General features: G+C 42.4%; 16 protein-coding genes. 10 read left to right on the top strand and 6 right to left on the bottom strand.

Annotated elements, in window-relative coordinates; all coding sequences use genetic code 11:
• The first annotated feature begins 250 nt into the window (after positions 1-250).
• Positions 251-598, top strand: coding sequence for a PadR family transcriptional regulator (locus GMA13_RS06735; RefSeq protein WP_255883335.1), 348 nt, complete (start codon positions 251-253; stop codon positions 596-598).
• Entirely contained in the window at positions 588-1,565 is a 978-nt protein-coding gene (locus GMA13_RS06730) for a hypothetical protein (RefSeq protein ID WP_255883333.1), read from the top strand. The genes GMA13_RS06735 and GMA13_RS06730 overlap by 11 nt, the downstream gene beginning before the upstream one ends.
• A 151-nt stretch (positions 1,566-1,716) precedes the next feature.
• On the opposite strand, the gene GMA13_RS06725 is transcribed toward GMA13_RS06730, so the two are convergent.
• The 5 genes from GMA13_RS06725 to aspS are packed head-to-tail and all read right to left on the bottom strand — an operon-like array spanning position 1,717 to position 7,331.
• A complete protein-coding gene (locus GMA13_RS06725) occupies positions 1,717-2,343 on the bottom strand; it encodes a zinc ribbon domain-containing protein (protein WP_255883332.1) in 627 nt (208 codons plus the stop codon).
• A gap of 37 nt (positions 2,344-2,380) precedes the next feature.
• A complete protein-coding gene (gene gatB, locus GMA13_RS06720) occupies positions 2,381-3,793 on the bottom strand; it encodes an Asp-tRNA(Asn)/Glu-tRNA(Gln) amidotransferase subunit GatB (protein ID WP_255883331.1) in 1,413 nt (470 codons plus the stop codon).
• The gene (gene gatA / locus GMA13_RS06715) at positions 3,790-5,259 is read right to left on the bottom strand and encodes an Asp-tRNA(Asn)/Glu-tRNA(Gln) amidotransferase subunit GatA (protein ID WP_305119710.1); all 1,470 of its coding nucleotides are present in this window, start codon (positions 5,257-5,259) and stop codon (positions 3,790-3,792) included. The genes gatB and gatA overlap by 4 nt, the downstream gene beginning before the upstream one ends.
• 24 nt (positions 5,260-5,283) lie before the next feature.
• Entirely contained in the window at positions 5,284-5,565 is a 282-nt protein-coding gene (gatC, locus tag GMA13_RS06710) for an Asp-tRNA(Asn)/Glu-tRNA(Gln) amidotransferase subunit GatC (RefSeq protein WP_255883330.1), read from the bottom strand.
• A gap of 17 nt (positions 5,566-5,582) precedes the next feature.
• The gene (gene aspS, locus GMA13_RS06705; protein ID WP_255883329.1) at positions 5,583-7,331 is read right to left on the bottom strand and encodes an aspartate--tRNA ligase; all 1,749 of its coding nucleotides are present in this window, start codon (positions 7,329-7,331) and stop codon (positions 5,583-5,585) included.
• A 272-nt stretch (positions 7,332-7,603) separates the two neighbouring features.
• Between aspS and GMA13_RS06700 the strand changes: the two genes are divergently transcribed.
• Positions 7,604-8,278 carry a lactate utilization protein gene (locus GMA13_RS06700; protein ID WP_255883328.1) on the top strand — a complete coding sequence of 225 codons (675 nt, stop codon included), beginning with the start codon at positions 7,604-7,606 and terminating at the stop codon, positions 8,276-8,278.
• Positions 8,279-8,322: 44 nt separating this feature from the next.
• Here GMA13_RS06700 and GMA13_RS06695 read toward each other — a convergent pair whose 3' ends face one another.
• Positions 8,323-8,517: a hypothetical protein gene (locus tag GMA13_RS06695; protein WP_255883327.1), complete on the bottom strand. Its 195-nt coding sequence runs from the start codon at positions 8,515-8,517 to the stop codon at positions 8,323-8,325.
• A gap of 63 nt (positions 8,518-8,580) precedes the next feature.
• Between GMA13_RS06695 and GMA13_RS06690 the strand changes: the two genes are divergently transcribed.
• The 7 genes from GMA13_RS06690 to GMA13_RS06660 all read left to right on the top strand — a co-directional run bounded on the left by GMA13_RS06690 (position 8,581) and on the right by GMA13_RS06660 (position 14,833).
• On the top strand, positions 8,581-9,930 hold the full coding sequence (locus GMA13_RS06690) for an RsmB/NOP family class I SAM-dependent RNA methyltransferase (RefSeq protein ID WP_255883326.1): 1,350 nt from the start codon (positions 8,581-8,583) through the stop codon (positions 9,928-9,930).
• A gap of 9 nt (positions 9,931-9,939) precedes the next feature.
• Positions 9,940-10,806 (top strand): 16S rRNA (adenine(1518)-N(6)/adenine(1519)-N(6))-dimethyltransferase RsmA, encoded by an 867-nt coding sequence (rsmA, locus tag GMA13_RS06685; RefSeq protein WP_255883325.1) that lies wholly within the window; start codon positions 9,940-9,942, stop codon positions 10,804-10,806.
• Complete coding sequence (locus GMA13_RS06680) at positions 10,803-10,988, top strand: hypothetical protein (RefSeq protein ID WP_255883324.1); 186 nt, start codon at positions 10,803-10,805, stop codon at positions 10,986-10,988. Before rsmA ends, GMA13_RS06680 begins: the two co-directional genes overlap by 4 nt.
• Positions 10,989-11,069: 81 nt before the next feature.
• A complete protein-coding gene (locus tag GMA13_RS06675) occupies positions 11,070-11,660 on the top strand; it encodes a cyclase family protein (RefSeq protein WP_255883323.1) in 591 nt (196 codons plus the stop codon).
• A gap of 12 nt (positions 11,661-11,672) precedes the next feature.
• On the top strand, positions 11,673-13,532 hold the full coding sequence (locus GMA13_RS06670) for an outer membrane protein assembly factor (RefSeq protein ID WP_255883322.1): 1,860 nt from the start codon (positions 11,673-11,675) through the stop codon (positions 13,530-13,532).
• A 13-nt stretch (positions 13,533-13,545) separates the two neighbouring features.
• On the top strand, positions 13,546-14,202 hold the full coding sequence (locus GMA13_RS06665; RefSeq protein ID WP_255883321.1) for an HAD family hydrolase: 657 nt from the start codon (positions 13,546-13,548) through the stop codon (positions 14,200-14,202).
• Entirely contained in the window at positions 14,195-14,833 is a 639-nt protein-coding gene (locus GMA13_RS06660; protein WP_255883320.1) for an epoxyqueuosine reductase QueH, read from the top strand. Before GMA13_RS06665 ends, GMA13_RS06660 begins: the two co-directional genes overlap by 8 nt.
• Positions 14,834-14,839: the final 6 nt, after the last annotated feature.

Genomic DNA, 14,839 nt, shown 5'->3' with positions numbered 1-14,839 from the left:
ATATCGTATTCAAACAAAAACAAAACTGACTCCGCTAGAAAAACGAAATCAGTTTGTTGCTTAAATTTTAATTTTAACTACATCAAGTAGGCTTTTTTGTACTGTCTGCATAACTTGGGGCAGTTCATTTATACCGTTTGGGGATATTTTTTTTGCAAAAAGGCTTGACATAGTGTGTGATACACATTATAATACGAGTATAGAGTGTGACACACACTATAAATACTTACACAATATTGGAGGGAATAAAATGGACTGTGACGAGATTGTGTCCGGTCTTATCCTTGAATTAAGACGAGGCACGTTAATCCTTTTGGCGCTTAGCCAGCTTAAAAAGCCCACCTACGGCTATGAGCTTGTAAAAAAACTTAAGGAAAATGGTATACCGATTGAAGCAAACACGCTTTATCCGCTTATGAGAAGGCTTGAATCACAGGGGCTTTTAAAAAGTGAGTGGGACACAAGCGAGGCTAAGCCGAGAAAGTATTACAGAATTACAGACGAAGGACTGGTCGTTCTTGAAAAGACAACTGAGCATTGGAGAGAATTCTCAAAGAATGTAAATAACTTGTTGGGAGGAAAAAATAATGAAGAATGATTTAATTGAAAGATATATCTATGCACTTGTAAAGCGACTGCCTGAAAAGAAGAAAGAGGATATATCAAACGAGTTGCGAGGTCTTATTGATGATATGCTGCTTGAGCGTTGCGGTGATTTAACACCGACTGGCCACGATGTAAGGGTAGTTCTTACAGAGCTTGGAAATCCGTATGAGCTTGCCGAAAAATACAGTGGCAACGGTAAAAACTGCCTTATAGGAGCACCGTATTATTCAACATACAAATTTGTTCTCAAAATTGTTCTGATATGCGTAGTATGCGGAATCACTTGTGCAGAAATTTTGTCCGGTATTTTTTCTCCGTCGGGTGTTTGGTATTTTGCAGTTGGAGGCTTTATATCTGCAATCTTTGTAAGCTCTTTTCAAGCATTTGCGTTTGTTACTCTGCTTTTCGCATTTTTCTACCATAAGGATATAAAAATAAATACATACGGTGGTGTTGACAGCCTGCCGCCTGTACCGAAGAAAAACGAGAAAATTTCAAGGGCTGGCTCAATTATAGGAATCTGCTTTTCTGTGGTTTTCCTTATAGTTTTCCTTTTTGCACCTCAGATTTTCTGCGTTATTATATCGGGACAGAACCTTGTAATACCAATACTCAACGCCGAGGTGTTAAGAGAATGTTGGTATATATTAGTGATGTTTGCACTCGCAGGAATTGTGCGTGAAATCATAAGGCTTATTGAAGGCAGATATAATTTCAAGGTTATGCTTACAACGGCAATTGCAAATACATTTTCCATAGTGCTTGCCATCTGCTGGTTGCTCAATACAAATATTATGAGCAATGAGTTTTTATCATGGATTCCCGACGTATTCTCGGATACGCCGCAGTTCATAATTTCAATATTCAACAATTTCCAGCTCTTTTTACTCGTAGTTATCTTGTTTGCAATTCTTATCGACACCGTTGAAACAGTGGTAAGATACATAAAAAGCAGATAGTGAAATGTTCTATAAACCTCGACATTCCGTATGAGGTAGAGAATTTCAAAAAAATAAAGCAACGCGGCACACCGCTATTGTGCTGAGTTGCCACAGAAAAAAGGAACGGCGTGTAATCCGTTCCTTTTTTAATGATGTTAATATTATGTAATCAATACTCTCTTAAAATTCTGATTTTTCCAATAACGGGTAGCTCCCTTGCAAATCCCTTAACGGCGTTGTATATGCCTATTGCTGCAAGCAGCACAAACGAGCCGTAGAGAATAATTGAAATGATTGAATTGATAATTGTAACGGCAATCAATGCACCAATACCAGAGTATCCTGCTATGCCGATTATGCTTGTCAAAACAGTGTTAAGGATTGATACAGCAACAAGATACAAACACAGGGTCAAGCCTTGATTGCCGTGAAATCTCAGATAGCGAGAATACGGCTTTACTATCATCGGGATAAAGAAGAAGTAGCCAAGATAGCTGACAAGCGCTAAAATCTTGTTTTCCTGAACATCGCTGACATCCTGCATTGAGGTTTCATCGGCGGTGTTAAAGAAAAAGGTCTTTGTTTTGTTTACCGCTGAATTAACACCTGCCTTGAATTTGTCTGATGTTGTGCCGTTGTAGTTTTGCTGTGCTGAGTTCTGGAACGGGTTTTGCTGCGCTGTGTTGTTCTGGGCAGCTCCGTTTGGCTGGCTCTGATGCGTTACGTTTGTACCGCACTTTGAGCAGTAAACAACTCCGTCATTCAACTCTGTTCCGCATTTCGGACATATTAACATAATAAATTACCTCCAACTTTTATATTAAGAATAAATTTTAGCCAATCATATTGATAAGCTTCTGCTCGGCTGCCGCAGCGTCTGCTTTGCCTCGGCTGTTCTTCATAATAAAGCCCACAAGAGCCTTAATAGCCTTAACCTTGCCGTTTTTGTAGTCGGAAACAGCATTTGGATTAGCCTCAATAGCCTGCCTGCAAAGCTCATCAAGAGCACTTTCATCCAGACCGCCCATATCGCTTTCATCTATAAGCTCAGACGGCGCCTTGCCTGTTTCAAGCATCTTGGCAAGGGTCTTTTTAGCAAGGTTCATCTTGATTTTGCCCTCGTCAAGCAGCTTGATTAAGGCATTCAAATTCTCGCCGCTTACCTTTATGTCGAACGCTTCCTTTGCGCTGTCATTATCAAGAATAGAGAAAATCTGACCGATAATGAAGTTTGCGGCTGTTCTCGGCGTTTTTGTGTTCTCGCTTGCTTTTTCAAAGAACTGTGCAACCTTGTGGTATTTAACAATAAGCCTTGCATCGTTTTCCGGAATCTCAAGCTCGTTTATATATCTCTCAAGCTTTTTGTCGGGCAGCTCCGGCAAAGTTGCCTTGATTTTCTCAACCTTTTCAGCAGGAACGTGAATGGTAACAAGGTCAGGGTCACGGAAATAACGGTAATCGTTAGCATCCTCCTTGCCTCTCATAGAAGAGGTGGTGTCGCTTACCTCATCATATCTGAGGGTCTGCTGTTCAACCTTGCCGCCGCTTTCAATCAAGTCAACCTGACGTGAAAACTCATATTCCATCGCCTTAGCCATATATGTGATTGAGTTCATATTCTTAATTTCTGTTCTTGTGCCAAACTCCTCACTGCCCACAGGTCTTACAGAGATGTTCACATCACATCTCATAGAGCCTTCCTGCATTTTGCAGTCGGAAACGCCGATATACTTCATTATAAGCTGAAGCTTTTCAACATATTCCTTAGCCTCTTCAACTGAGCGAATATCAGGTTCACTTACTATTTCAATTAGCGGAACGCCGCCTCGGTTATAATCAACGTATGTGTCGCCGTGATTGTGTATGAGCTTACCTGCGTCCTCCTCAATATGAATACGTGTAAGGCGGATTTTTCTGCCGTTGCTAAGCTGAACGTAGCCGTTTACGCACAGCGGCTTGTCATACTGAGAAATCTGGTAAGCCTTCGGCAGGTCGGGGTAGCAGTAGTTTTTTCTGTCCATTTTTGCAATTTCAGGGATTTCGCAGTTTGTTGCAAGTCCTGCCTTAATCGCAAAGTTAACTACCTCCTCATTAAGCTTTGGAAGGGTACCCGGCAGGCCAATACAAATAGGGCAGCAGTGTGTGTTGGGGTCACCGCCGAATTTTGTTGTGCAGCCGCAGAAAATTTTAGTGTTGGTTGCAAGCTCTACGTGAGTTTCAAGTCCGGCTACCATCTCGTATTTCATAGCAATACCCCCATTTCAGTAGATTTGAATATATCTGTTCCAACGCTATGCTCATACTGCCAAGCGGCGTTAAGTATTTTATCCTCGCAGAAACTGTTTCCGATAAGCTGCATACCAATCGGCATACCATTTGCGTTGAAACCGCAGGGGATAGATACCGCAGGAAGTCCTGCAATGTTCACCGGAACGGTGCATATATCGGTAAGATATGTTTCAATCGGGTCGCTTACCGCCTTGCCACACTCAAAAGCTGTCATAGGAACGGTAGGTGCAAGCATAACGTCACAGCACTCAAAGGCTTCTCTGAATGCTTTAACGATTGCGCCTCTGAGATTCTGAGCCTTTTTGTAGTATGCGTCATAGTAGCCTGCACTCAGAACGTAGGTGCCGAGGAGGATTCTTCTTTGAACCTCCTTGCCGAAGCCCTCGCTTCTTGTCTTGCAAATCATATCGTTTACATCGTTGTACTTCGGTGTTTTGTAGCCGTAGCGGATACCGTCGTATCTGCCAAGGTTTGATGAAGCCTCGGCACAGGCGATAATATAGTAAACAGGAAGAGCGTACTTAAGAGAGGGGAGGTCGAAATACACAATCTCTGCTCCAAGGCTCTCGTACACCTTAGCAGCGTTGAGGATAGCCTCCTTAACGTCATCTCTAATGCCCTCAAGGTATTCTCTTGCAATGCCTATCTTTATACCCTTGATTGAATTCTTCAGGGTGTCGCAAGCAGCACGTTTTTTACCCTGTGAAGTAGAATCCATTTTATCATATAAGGATATAGCGTCAAATACTGTTGCCGCATCCTCAACTGTTGTTGTAATAGGTCCTATCTGGTCAAGGCTTGAAGCATAAGCGATGAGGCCGTAACGGGAAACAGAGCCGTAGGTCGGTTTTAATCCTACTATACCGCAGAAGCTTGCCGGTTGGCGGATTGAGCCGCCCGTGTCGGAGCCAAGACCGTAAGCCGCAATATTTCCGCCGACTGCCGAAGCAACGCCGCCGGAGCTTCCGCCTGCAACGTGATTAGTATTGTGCGGATTTTTTGCACCTCCGAAGCAGGAGGTTTCGCAAGATGAACCCATTGCGAACTCGTCCATATTAGTTTTGCCGAGAAGTACGGCATTCTGATTTTTAAGGTTATGCCACACCGTTGCGTCATAAATCGGCTTGTAGCCCTTAAGTATCTTTGAGCAACAGGTGGTTTCGATTCCGTTTGTGGAAATGTTGTCCTTAAGGGTCATTGGAATACCCTCTAAGGGTGCAAGCTCCTCGCCCTTTGCAAGCTTTTCATCAACCTTTTTTGCCGTTTCAAGCGCAGTGTCAGGTGTGACGTTTACATAAGCGTTAAGCTCACCGTTTATTTTATCAATTTCAGAGAGATATTGTTCTGTAAGCTCGGTACAGGATATTTCACGGCTTTTGAGCATAGAGCTTATTTTGCTGATTTTTCCCTGAATTTGGCTCATTTTGTTTCAGTCCTTTCCAATGGATTAAAGCACTCTCTTTTTAACAAGAAAATGATCGTTTTCGCTGTCGTTTGCATTCTTAAGAATCTCATCAACATCAAGCGACGGCACAACCTCGTCCTTTCTGAGTACATTTGAAAGGTTGTTGATATTGTCAAAAGACTCGCCGTCCTCGGCAGCGTTGTTGATTGTATTAGCAAACTCAATAATCTCGCCCATATCCTTTGTCAAAGCGTCAAGCTCCTCCTCGGGGACTGATAATTTCGCAAGATTAGCAATCTGTAAAATATCCTCATGCGTTACCAAAGCATTCACCTCTTTGTTTATCTTAATTTAATGTGTACCTCACGCAGCTGCTGCTCCGATACCTCGTTCGGAGCGCCAAGCAAAACGTCTTGTGCGTTGCTGTTCATAGGGAAGGCAATAACCTCACGGATATTTTCCTCGCCGCAAAGCAACATAAGCATTCTGTCAACACCCGGAGCCATACCGGCGTGCGGCGGTGCTCCGTACTGGAATGCGTTGTAAAGTGAAGAGAACTTGTTTTTAAGGTCCTCCTCGCTGTAGCCTGCAATCTCAAATGCCTTTATCATAATGTCAAGGTCGTGGTTTCTTACAGCGCCGGAAGAAAGCTCTACGCCGTCGCAGACAATGTCATACTGATATGCTAAAATGTCGCACGGGTCCATATTCTGAAGAGCCTCCATACCTCCCTGCGGCATAGAGAATGGGTTGTGTGTAAATATAATAGCACCTGACTCCTCGTCATGCTCATACATAGGGAAGTCAACAATAAAGCAAAGCTCAAAGCGGCTATTGTCAATAAGTTCAAGGCGGTTTGCAACCTCTGTTCTTATCTGACCTGCAAGCTTCGGTGCATTCTCGGCTGAATCGGCGATAAAGTAAATTACGTCGCCTGATTTTGAATTGTTAATTTCAATAAGCTTCTCACGGTCGCCCTCTTTGAGGAACTTGTCAATAGGACCGTCAAAGGTTAAGTCCTCTCTTACCTTTACATATCCAAGACCCTTCATACCGATAGACAGAGCAAATTCCTCCATCTTTTTGAACCAGGTCTTTGACTGTTTTGCAGCGTCGGGTACATTTATTGAACGAACCGTCTTTTTAAGGAACGGCTTGAAGTCTGTTTCAGCGAACATATCGCTTATATCCTTGATGATAAGCGGGTTTCTGAGATCCGGTTTATCCGTACCGTAGGTTATCATAGCCTCTTTGTACGGTATTCTCTTAAACGGCGGCTTTGAAACCTCTTTGTCGCTGAACTTTGTAAAGGTTTCATAAAGTACCTGCTCAGCTATATCAAAAACATCTTCCTGAGTTGCAAAAGCCATCTCAAAGTCGAGCTGATAGAATTCGCCCGGTGAACGGTCTGCTCTTGCGTCTTCGTCACGGAAGCAAGGAGCAATCTGGAAGTATTTGTCAAAGCCCGAAACCATCAAAAGCTGCTTGAAAATCTGCGGAGCCTGCGGCAGAGCATAGAACTTGCCCTTGTGCTTTCTGCTCGGAATAAGGTAATCTCTTGCGCCTTCAGGTGAGCTTGCAGAGAGGATAGGCGTGTTAATCTCGTTGAAGCCAAGCTCTGTCATCTTTGAGCGCAGGAAAGAAACAACTCTGCTGCGGAACAGTATATTATTGTGTACCTTTGGATTTCTCAAATCAAGAAAACGGTACTTAAGTCTTATATCCTCTTTTGTGTCGGTTGAATTGAGAACCTCAAACGGTAGGTTGTTCTTGCATTTGCCGATAACCTTAAGCTCTTCGGTTACAATCTCAACAGTACCTGTTGCAATCTTGGGGTTGATTGTTTCTTCATCTCTTTTAACAACCTTGCCGCTAATTGTAACGGTACATTCCTTGTTAACGTCTTTCAGAAGCTCGTCGTCGTGAACAACAACCTGAACAACGCCGTACTGGTCACGAACATCAATGAACATAACGCCGCCGTGGTCACGGATTGTTTCAACCCAGCCCGAAACTCTGACTGTTTTTCCAATGTCGCTTTCTCTCAAATCACCGCAAAGATGTGTGCGGTATACGTTTTCTTTAATCATAATATAATGTTCCTTTCGGGTAATAGTTTTCTATTAAGCATTGCCAAATCAGGCAGTTTGCCGCATTATTAGCTTATTATAGCATTAATTCAGATTTCTTTCAATATTTTTCCGCCGAAAAATTCCTCTTTGCATAATTTTATCATTCTCATTTTCTATTTTATATATGTCGGCAGTTATTGCGGTGTTTTCCACGCTTTTTGTCGTTTTGCTCTTTTTTTATTTAGCGTAATGTGATATACTAATATAAATATGATTTTAGGGTGGTCTTTATGGAAAAAATACCGATGGAGATTCTTGAATTAAGAATTAAAAAAACTATTGAAAATTTGAAAAAAAATAATATGGAGGCATATTGCTGTGAAAATACCGCAGAGGCTCTGGAGCTTTTCAAAAAGCTTGTTAAGCCCGGCGATACTGTAACTCACGGCGGCTCCGAAACCTTAAAGCAGCTTGGCATCAGGGAACTGTTAAAAAGCGGCGAGTATAATTATCTTGACAGAGACAAGTCGGGTCTTACAAGGGAAGAAATAGAGGAAATTTACCGCAAGGCTTACTTTGCCGATGTTTACCTTACAAGCTCAAACGCCGTTACGGAAAACGGAGAGCTTTACAATGTTGACGGCAACTCAAACAGAATTTCCGCAATTCTTTATGGTCCTAAGTCGGTTATTATGTTTGTCGGCTACAACAAGCTTGTAAGAAATCTTGACGAGGCTATAATGAGAGTCAAAACCCTTGCGGCTCCTGCAAACACAGTCCGCTTAAGCTGTGAAACACCTTGCAGCAAGACAGGCGAGTGTATTTCACTTAAGAAAGATAATCCGTCAATGTGTGACGGCTGTGGCGGCAGCGGCAGAATCTGCTGCAATTATGCTGTTTCGGCACAGCAAAGACATAAGAACAGAATTAAGGTAGTTATCATAAAGGAGCAGCTCGGTTATTAATATGTATCAGGAAACCCGAGGGGTAATTCGGGTTTCCTGCAAAATCAGAAGTTCTGGTTCTGTCTGTTGTTTCTGAAATTCTGATTTTGGTTATTGTTCTGGTTATTGTTCTGGTTATTATTCTGGTTGTTGTTCTGGTTGTTGTTCTGGTTGTTATTCTGGTTGTTGTTCTTATTGTTATTCCTGTTGTTCTGGAAAATGTTGTTGTTATTGTTGTTCTGATTAAATCTGTTGTTCATTCTTTTCACCTCCCGACAGATTTTATTATTAGTAAATACGTTTTGTTTATACTTGGAGATACTATGAATATAAGCTTACCGCAAGAATTTATATCAGATATGAAAAAGCTGCTCGGTGATGAAGCAAAAAATCTTTTTGACGAATACAAAAAGCCGCCTTATAAAGGGCTGAGAGTGAATACATTAAAATGCACTGCTCAGAAGCTTGAAACGGTTTTTTTCGGTAAAATTCAAAAAAATCCCTTTGCTGAAAACGGCTATTATCTCGATAACAGTGTTCAAAGCATTGGTACAACGCCGCTTCACCACGCAGGAGCGTTTTACGTTCAGGAACCGTCGGCGATGAGTGCTGTTACTCTGCTTGACGTTAAGGAAAATGACAAGGTTCTCGATTTATGTGCAGCTCCCGGCGGCAAGTCAACGCAGATAGCAGCAAGGCTTAACGGAACAGGACTTTTGTGGAGCAACGAGATAATAAAATCAAGGGCAAATATTCTTTTGTCGAATATTGAACGCTGCGGCGTTAAAAATGCCGTTGTGTCAAGCGAAACCCCAAAACGCCTTTGTGATGAGCTTGCAGGCTATTTTGACAAGGTGCTTGTCGATGCTCCGTGTTCGGGCGAGGGAATGTTCAGAAAGGACAACGACGCAATAGGCGAGTGGAGCAGGAGCAACGTGTTGCTCTGTAAGTCACGTCAGCTTGAAATCTTGGATTGCGCCGCAAAAGCACTTAAAGAGGGCGGCGAGCTTGTATATTCTACCTGCACCTTTTCTTATGAAGAAAACGAGGAGGTAACAGCCGAGTTTTTGCGAAGGCACTCTGATTTTATTTCGGTTGAAAGCGGTGAAAAATTCGGCAGAAAAACAGATAACAACGGCTTGCGAATTTTTCCTATGGACGGCGGCGAGGGCCATTATGCTGTCAAACTTAAAAGAGTAGGTGAAAACCCGTACCACACGCCTGAATTTAATTTTTTAAGCCTTAACACCCGTGAGTTGACGGCAATTAAAAAGGATATTTTCACATTGTATGAAGGCATAGTGAAAAAACCGCAGGATTGTTGTTTTATGCTTCAAAGGGACAACATTTTGATTTTGCCGCAGATAATGCCGTCCTTTAGCGGACTGAATATACTCCGTGCCGGCGTGCTGTTTGCTCAGCAGAAGAAAAACCGCCTTGAGCCTCACCACAGCTTTTTTATGTCGCTTTCACCGTCTGAAGCTCGGCAGTGTGTTGATTATTCAAGTGACAGTGCAGAGATTAAGGCGTTTCTTCACGGTGAGGAAACAGAATGTGATGAAAAGCTCAAGGGCTATTGCCTTGTTGCGGTTGACGGTGTAAGCACAGGCTTTGCAAAGGCTGTGAACGGACGACTGAAAAATAAATACCCCAAAGGGTTAAGAAATAATTAAGGTTATATAATGGAAAAGCTATCAAACATTTCAAATATAAAATCAATACTTTCACGTCACGGCTTTACTTTTTCAAAATCGCTTGGGCAAAACTTTTTGATAAATCCATCTGTATGTCCGAGGATGGCGGCGGAAAGCGGAGCAACACAGGGAGTCGCAGTTATAGAGATAGGTCCGGGTATCGGCGTTCTGACCTGTGAGCTTGCACGCCTTGCAGACAAGGTTGTTGCGGTGGAGCTTGATAAAAGACTTTTGCCGGTGCTTTCGGAAACGCTTGCAGATTTTGACAATATTAAGGTTATAAACGATGACGCACTCAAGGTTGACTTTAACCGACTGATTGACGAGGAGTTTAAGGGAATGTCTGTGTGCATATGCGCAAACCTTCCGTATTATATTACATCCCCGGTTATTATGCGATTGCTTGAATTGCGGTTGCCTATACAGGCGATAACCGTAATGGTGCAAAAGGAGGCGGCTCAGCGAATCTGTGCAGAAGTAGGAACACGGCAGTCCTCTGCACTTACGGTTGCTGTTAATTATTATGCCGAGGCTCAGATGCTCTTCGGCGTGTCAGCTGGTAGTTTTATGCCTGCTCCAAAGGTGGATTCGGCTGTTATCAGGTTGAATATCAACAAAACTCCGCCTGTGTCTGTGTCTGACGAAGCCTTGCTTTTCAAAATAATAAAAGCAGCCTTTGCCCAAAGAAGAAAGACGCTGCCGAACTGCTTAAGCTCAGGCTTGAACATTGAAAAGACTAAAATAAATATTCTGCTTGAAAAATGCGGAATACCGTCAAACTACCGTGCCGAACAGCTTACGCTGCAAAGCTTTGCTGATTTGTGCAATGAAATGACAAAGGAGAGCGTAAAATGAAATTTATAAATCAATACAGTATCATTTTTTGTATAATCGCAGCGGCGATTGTGCTGCTTATTTCATTTGCCTCGTATCTTTTTGCGTCATCCTCCGAAAGAACGCTTATTGCAATTGCGTCTTGCATGTTTGCTCTGCTTGGAATAGTAATCGGATTGCTTAAATTTGACAAAGAGGAATAAGCTGCTTTTGCTGTAAGGTTTTGTCGAAAAATTTTCTGAAATATGGTAGAATACACTTTATTGATTGAGGGAGTGTAAAATATGCTTCTGTATGATATTTCGCAGGATATATTAAATTCACCGATATATCCGGGCGACCCGAAGCCTAAAGCGGAATGGCTTTCTAAAATTGAATACGGTGAAGAGTACAACCTCTCGGAAATATCTATATGTACTCATACGGGAACGCATATAGACTCGCCATACCACTATCTTGACGACGGTGAAAAAATAGGCGATCTTTCGCTTTCACGCTTTTACGGGCAATGCACCGTTGTAACGATAAGCGGCATAATAACAGGTGAGGATATGGAGCAGATTTTGCCGCACTGCCGCAAAAAGCTTTTGATAAGGGGAGAGGGCGAAGCGTACTTAACCCCAAGCGCAGTGTTTGTGCTGAGCGATTTCGGAATAAATCTAATTGGTATAGACGGGCTTTCCGTTGCACAGCCTGACGAGGAATTTGAAATTCACCGTGAGTTGTTTTTGCATAATATTTTAATTTTAGAGGGTCTTGATTTAAGCTCAGTAGAGGACGGAAACTACATTCTATCAGCGTTTCCACTGAAACTGTCAGCTCTTGAAGCGTCACCTGTAAGAGCAGTGCTGCTGGCACAGGAAAAGGGAATATAAGGAGGAAGGAAAATGAAGAGAAAATTAACGTCTTTTTTGCTTATACTGCTTTTAGCTGTACCGCTTTTTACCTTTTACGGCTGTGGCGAAAAGACCTTTGAATACGAGAGTATGCTTAAAATTGACGCCCAATTCAAGGGTGTTCGCACAATGACGCTGAACTCAGGCTCAGCGTTTACAAGCAGCTCTGATACAAGGGCAAAATTCAACGAGATTATAGGCGAATACTGTCCATCGGTGCTTCAGCGTGAGGAGGTAGAGGAGGACGGAAACTTAAAATATATATTTACGCTCACCTTTGATTCAAGGTCAGATTATCTCTCCAAGCTTGCAGCTATAACCAACAAGCAGGTGCAGGCTTCTCTTGTTCACCCGAACAGCGAGCTTGCAAAGGGCTGGCACTATATTGAGGACATAAAAACAGACGATTTGTTCAGCTGGCTTAAAAACGGAATTGAAGAGAAAAAATACAATGATTTGCAGTTCGATTTAAGCTGTACATCAAACGTAATCAATATGGGCGGCGATATTCAGAGCTGTAAGAGCGAAAACACAGAAATAAACGCTGTTAAGGGTTATCCTGTTACTGCAATATATATTGAAACAACAAACAATAAAAAGGATAATTATGACCGAAAATTTACCTTATCAGTTCCGCAGAAAACATATGAGGAAATGGGCGAAAAGCTTATTTCTATTATGAAAAAAAGAACTCTTCAGGACGCAGCATACAGCGGCTGGACTCAGCAGGGCAACAATCAGGAATACCAGATTGTATATAACGGACTGTCTCTATCGGAGCTTCAAAATGCAACCGCTACATTTTTAGACTGCGATACTGTGTCGCTCTACTATGGCGACCAGAACAACAGCAGTACGCCGCTTGCAGAACAGCTTGTGTTTGAGGAGAATATAAACACGCTTTCCTTTGTTCCGAAAGAGGACTCAAAGGTGGAGCTTAGCTACAAATACTCTCTGCCGCTGAAAACAACACACGGCGAGGGGGTTTTGCTCAAGGACGGCGTATGGGCGAAAACAGGCGAATGGATTGACGGTATCTATTCACTCAAATCCTCCGACACAGTATATGACATAAGAATTCCTGACGGTATTCAGTACGAGATTAAGGGGATTAACGTAACGCTTGAAAGCTATGATAATGATAATTTCACACGCTACTTCGACTTTGTTTACAGCTCCGTAAACGGACAGGAGGGCAGGGATTACGCCTATGATTTTCTGAATAAAAAGGGCGTATCTGTAACTCGAATAAAGTCTGATGACGGCGTTATTTGCCGACTATCCTCAAAAGGCTCGGCAAAGGTTATTTCCGAGGAAATAAATAAGCTGTTCGGCGGAGGAAATTCGCTTTCCTATTCGCAAAGCACCGGTGATATGAGCGTTGTTACCAACGTATCGCTCACAGATGAAATCAATATTTCATATATGCTTACGGGCAAAAACAAGGATGTACCGCTTGTATATAAGCTCTATACAAAGGGTAACGAGAGCGTTTCCGGATTTTCGGGTCTTACAGCAGACGGTTCCGGCGATATTTCTTCTCTTGATATAGATAAAGAAAACGGTTATGTTTTAAACCTCAAGGGCGGTGAAACAACCGTAAAATACACCGCCACACTGCCGTATCCGCAGGGAGTTGTAATATACTGTGTTTGCGCAGGATTTATGATTATGCTGACTGCACTGTTGATTTTTATGTTTAATAAGCGCTCCAAAACGCTGGAAAAAAAGCACGCAGAAATGCTGGCAAGACAGGCTGAAAAAGAAGGGGAAAAGAAAAAGGAAAAAGAAAACTCTGAACCGCACAATAGCTTGCCAGAGGAGCACTATGACGATAGGTTCAACTTTTAACAGGGTGATATAAATGTATAAATGTGTTGTTTTTGATTTGGACGGAACGCTTGTAAATTCGCTTTATGACCTTGCCGACAGCGTTAATAAGGCACTTGAAGCATACGGCTTGCCTTCGCATCCGTATGACGCTTACAAATACTTTGTGGGAAACGGCAGAGCAAAGCTTATTGAGCGTGCTATGGGAGAGGCTTCAAAGGACGACAAGCTGTATTCTCTTGTAACTAAGACATATGATGATTATTATCTTGTTCACTGCCTTGACAAAACAGAGCCATATGACGGCATAGTTGATATGCTTTCAAGACTTCAGCAAAACGGAGTGAAGATTAATGTGCTTTCCAACAAGCCGGATGAGTTTGTGAAGAATATGCTTGATAAGCTTTTCAGCGGAATTAAATTTGACGTTGCATGGGGCAAAATGGCGGATTTTCCTACAAAGCCTGACCCGTCGTCTGTTCTTGCCCTGATAAATGAGCTTTCTGTATCTAAGTCAGAGTGCATCTATGTTGGTGACAGTAATGTTGATGTTATCACAGCGAGAAATGCAGGACTCGACTTCTGCGGCGTTTTATGGGGTTTCAGAACTAAAGAGGAGCTTGAAAACGAGGGTGCAAAAATAACAGTTTCAAGTGCAGACGAGCTATGCAGGGTGATTTTGAATGGCTGAGCCGAACAGGATTAATTATCAGCGTGAAATGGATGCGCTGATTGAAAAAAATAAAAGCTCAGGGTTGGTTCCCAAGCTTTTGCTTCACAGCTGCTGTGCACCTTGCAGCAGCTATGTTATAGAATATTTGTCCGATTATTTTGAAATCACTGTTTTCTATTATAACCCCAACCTTTATCCCAATGAAGAATACGAAACACGTAGCAGTGAGCAAAAGCGCTTTATAAGCGAGTTTAAGTCAAAGCACCCGTTAAGCTACATTGATGTTCCGTTTGTTCCCGATGAATTTTACAGCCACATCAAGGGCCTTGAAAAGGAAAAAGAAGGCGGCAAAAGATGTGAAAAATGCTTTGAGCTGCGTCTTGGAAAAACTGCGTCTCTGGCAAAGGATAAGGGATTTGACTACTTTGCCACAACCTTGACAATCAGTCCGCTGAAAAATGCGTCGCTTATCAATAATATAGGGTTTGAGCTTGAAGCAAAATGCAAAGTAAAATACCTTGCTTCGGATTTCAAAAAGAAAAACGGCTTCAAGCGTTCAACCGAGTTGTCACGGCAATACAATTTATACCGTCAGGATTACTGTGGTTGCGTATTCTCAAAGCAAGAGAGAATGGAGCATAACAATTAATAATAT

Source organism: Ruminococcus sp. zg-924, from assembly GCF_024433635.1.
Taxonomy (GTDB): Bacteria; Bacillota; Clostridia; order Oscillospirales; family Acutalibacteraceae; genus UBA7067.
This window is presented reverse-complemented; position numbering and strand designations above follow the sequence as displayed.

Excerpts from the sequence above, each read along its gene's own strand:
- GMA13_RS06735 (WP_255883335.1), top strand. The coding sequence starts at position 251 with ATGGACTGTGACGAGATTGTGTCCGGTCTTATCCTTGAATTAAGACGA.
- GMA13_RS06730 (WP_255883333.1), top strand. The coding sequence starts at position 588 with ATGAAGAATGATTTAATTGAAAGATATATCTATGCACTTGTAAAGCGA.
- GMA13_RS06725 (WP_255883332.1), bottom strand. The coding sequence starts at position 2,343 with ATGTTAATATGTCCGAAATGCGGAACAGAGTTGAATGACGGAGTTGTT.
- gatB (WP_255883331.1), bottom strand. The coding sequence starts at position 3,793 with ATGAAATACGAGATGGTAGCCGGACTTGAAACTCACGTAGAGCTTGCA.
- gatA (WP_305119710.1), bottom strand. The coding sequence starts at position 5,259 with ATGAGCCAAATTCAGGGAAAAATCAGCAAAATAAGCTCTATGCTCAAA.
- aspS (WP_255883329.1), bottom strand. The coding sequence starts at position 7,331 with ATGATTAAAGAAAACGTATACCGCACACATCTTTGCGGTGATTTGAGA.
- GMA13_RS06700 (WP_255883328.1), top strand. The coding sequence starts at position 7,604 with ATGGAAAAAATACCGATGGAGATTCTTGAATTAAGAATTAAAAAAACT.
- GMA13_RS06695 (WP_255883327.1), bottom strand. The coding sequence starts at position 8,517 with ATGAACAACAGATTTAATCAGAACAACAATAACAACAACATTTTCCAG.
- GMA13_RS06690 (WP_255883326.1), top strand. The coding sequence starts at position 8,581 with ATGAATATAAGCTTACCGCAAGAATTTATATCAGATATGAAAAAGCTG.
- rsmA (WP_255883325.1), top strand. The coding sequence starts at position 9,940 with ATGGAAAAGCTATCAAACATTTCAAATATAAAATCAATACTTTCACGT.
- GMA13_RS06680 (WP_255883324.1), top strand. The coding sequence starts at position 10,803 with ATGAAATTTATAAATCAATACAGTATCATTTTTTGTATAATCGCAGCG.
- GMA13_RS06675 (WP_255883323.1), top strand. The coding sequence starts at position 11,070 with ATGCTTCTGTATGATATTTCGCAGGATATATTAAATTCACCGATATAT.
- GMA13_RS06670 (WP_255883322.1), top strand. The coding sequence starts at position 11,673 with ATGAAGAGAAAATTAACGTCTTTTTTGCTTATACTGCTTTTAGCTGTA.
- GMA13_RS06665 (WP_255883321.1), top strand. The coding sequence starts at position 13,546 with ATGTATAAATGTGTTGTTTTTGATTTGGACGGAACGCTTGTAAATTCG.
- GMA13_RS06660 (WP_255883320.1), top strand. The coding sequence starts at position 14,195 with ATGGCTGAGCCGAACAGGATTAATTATCAGCGTGAAATGGATGCGCTG.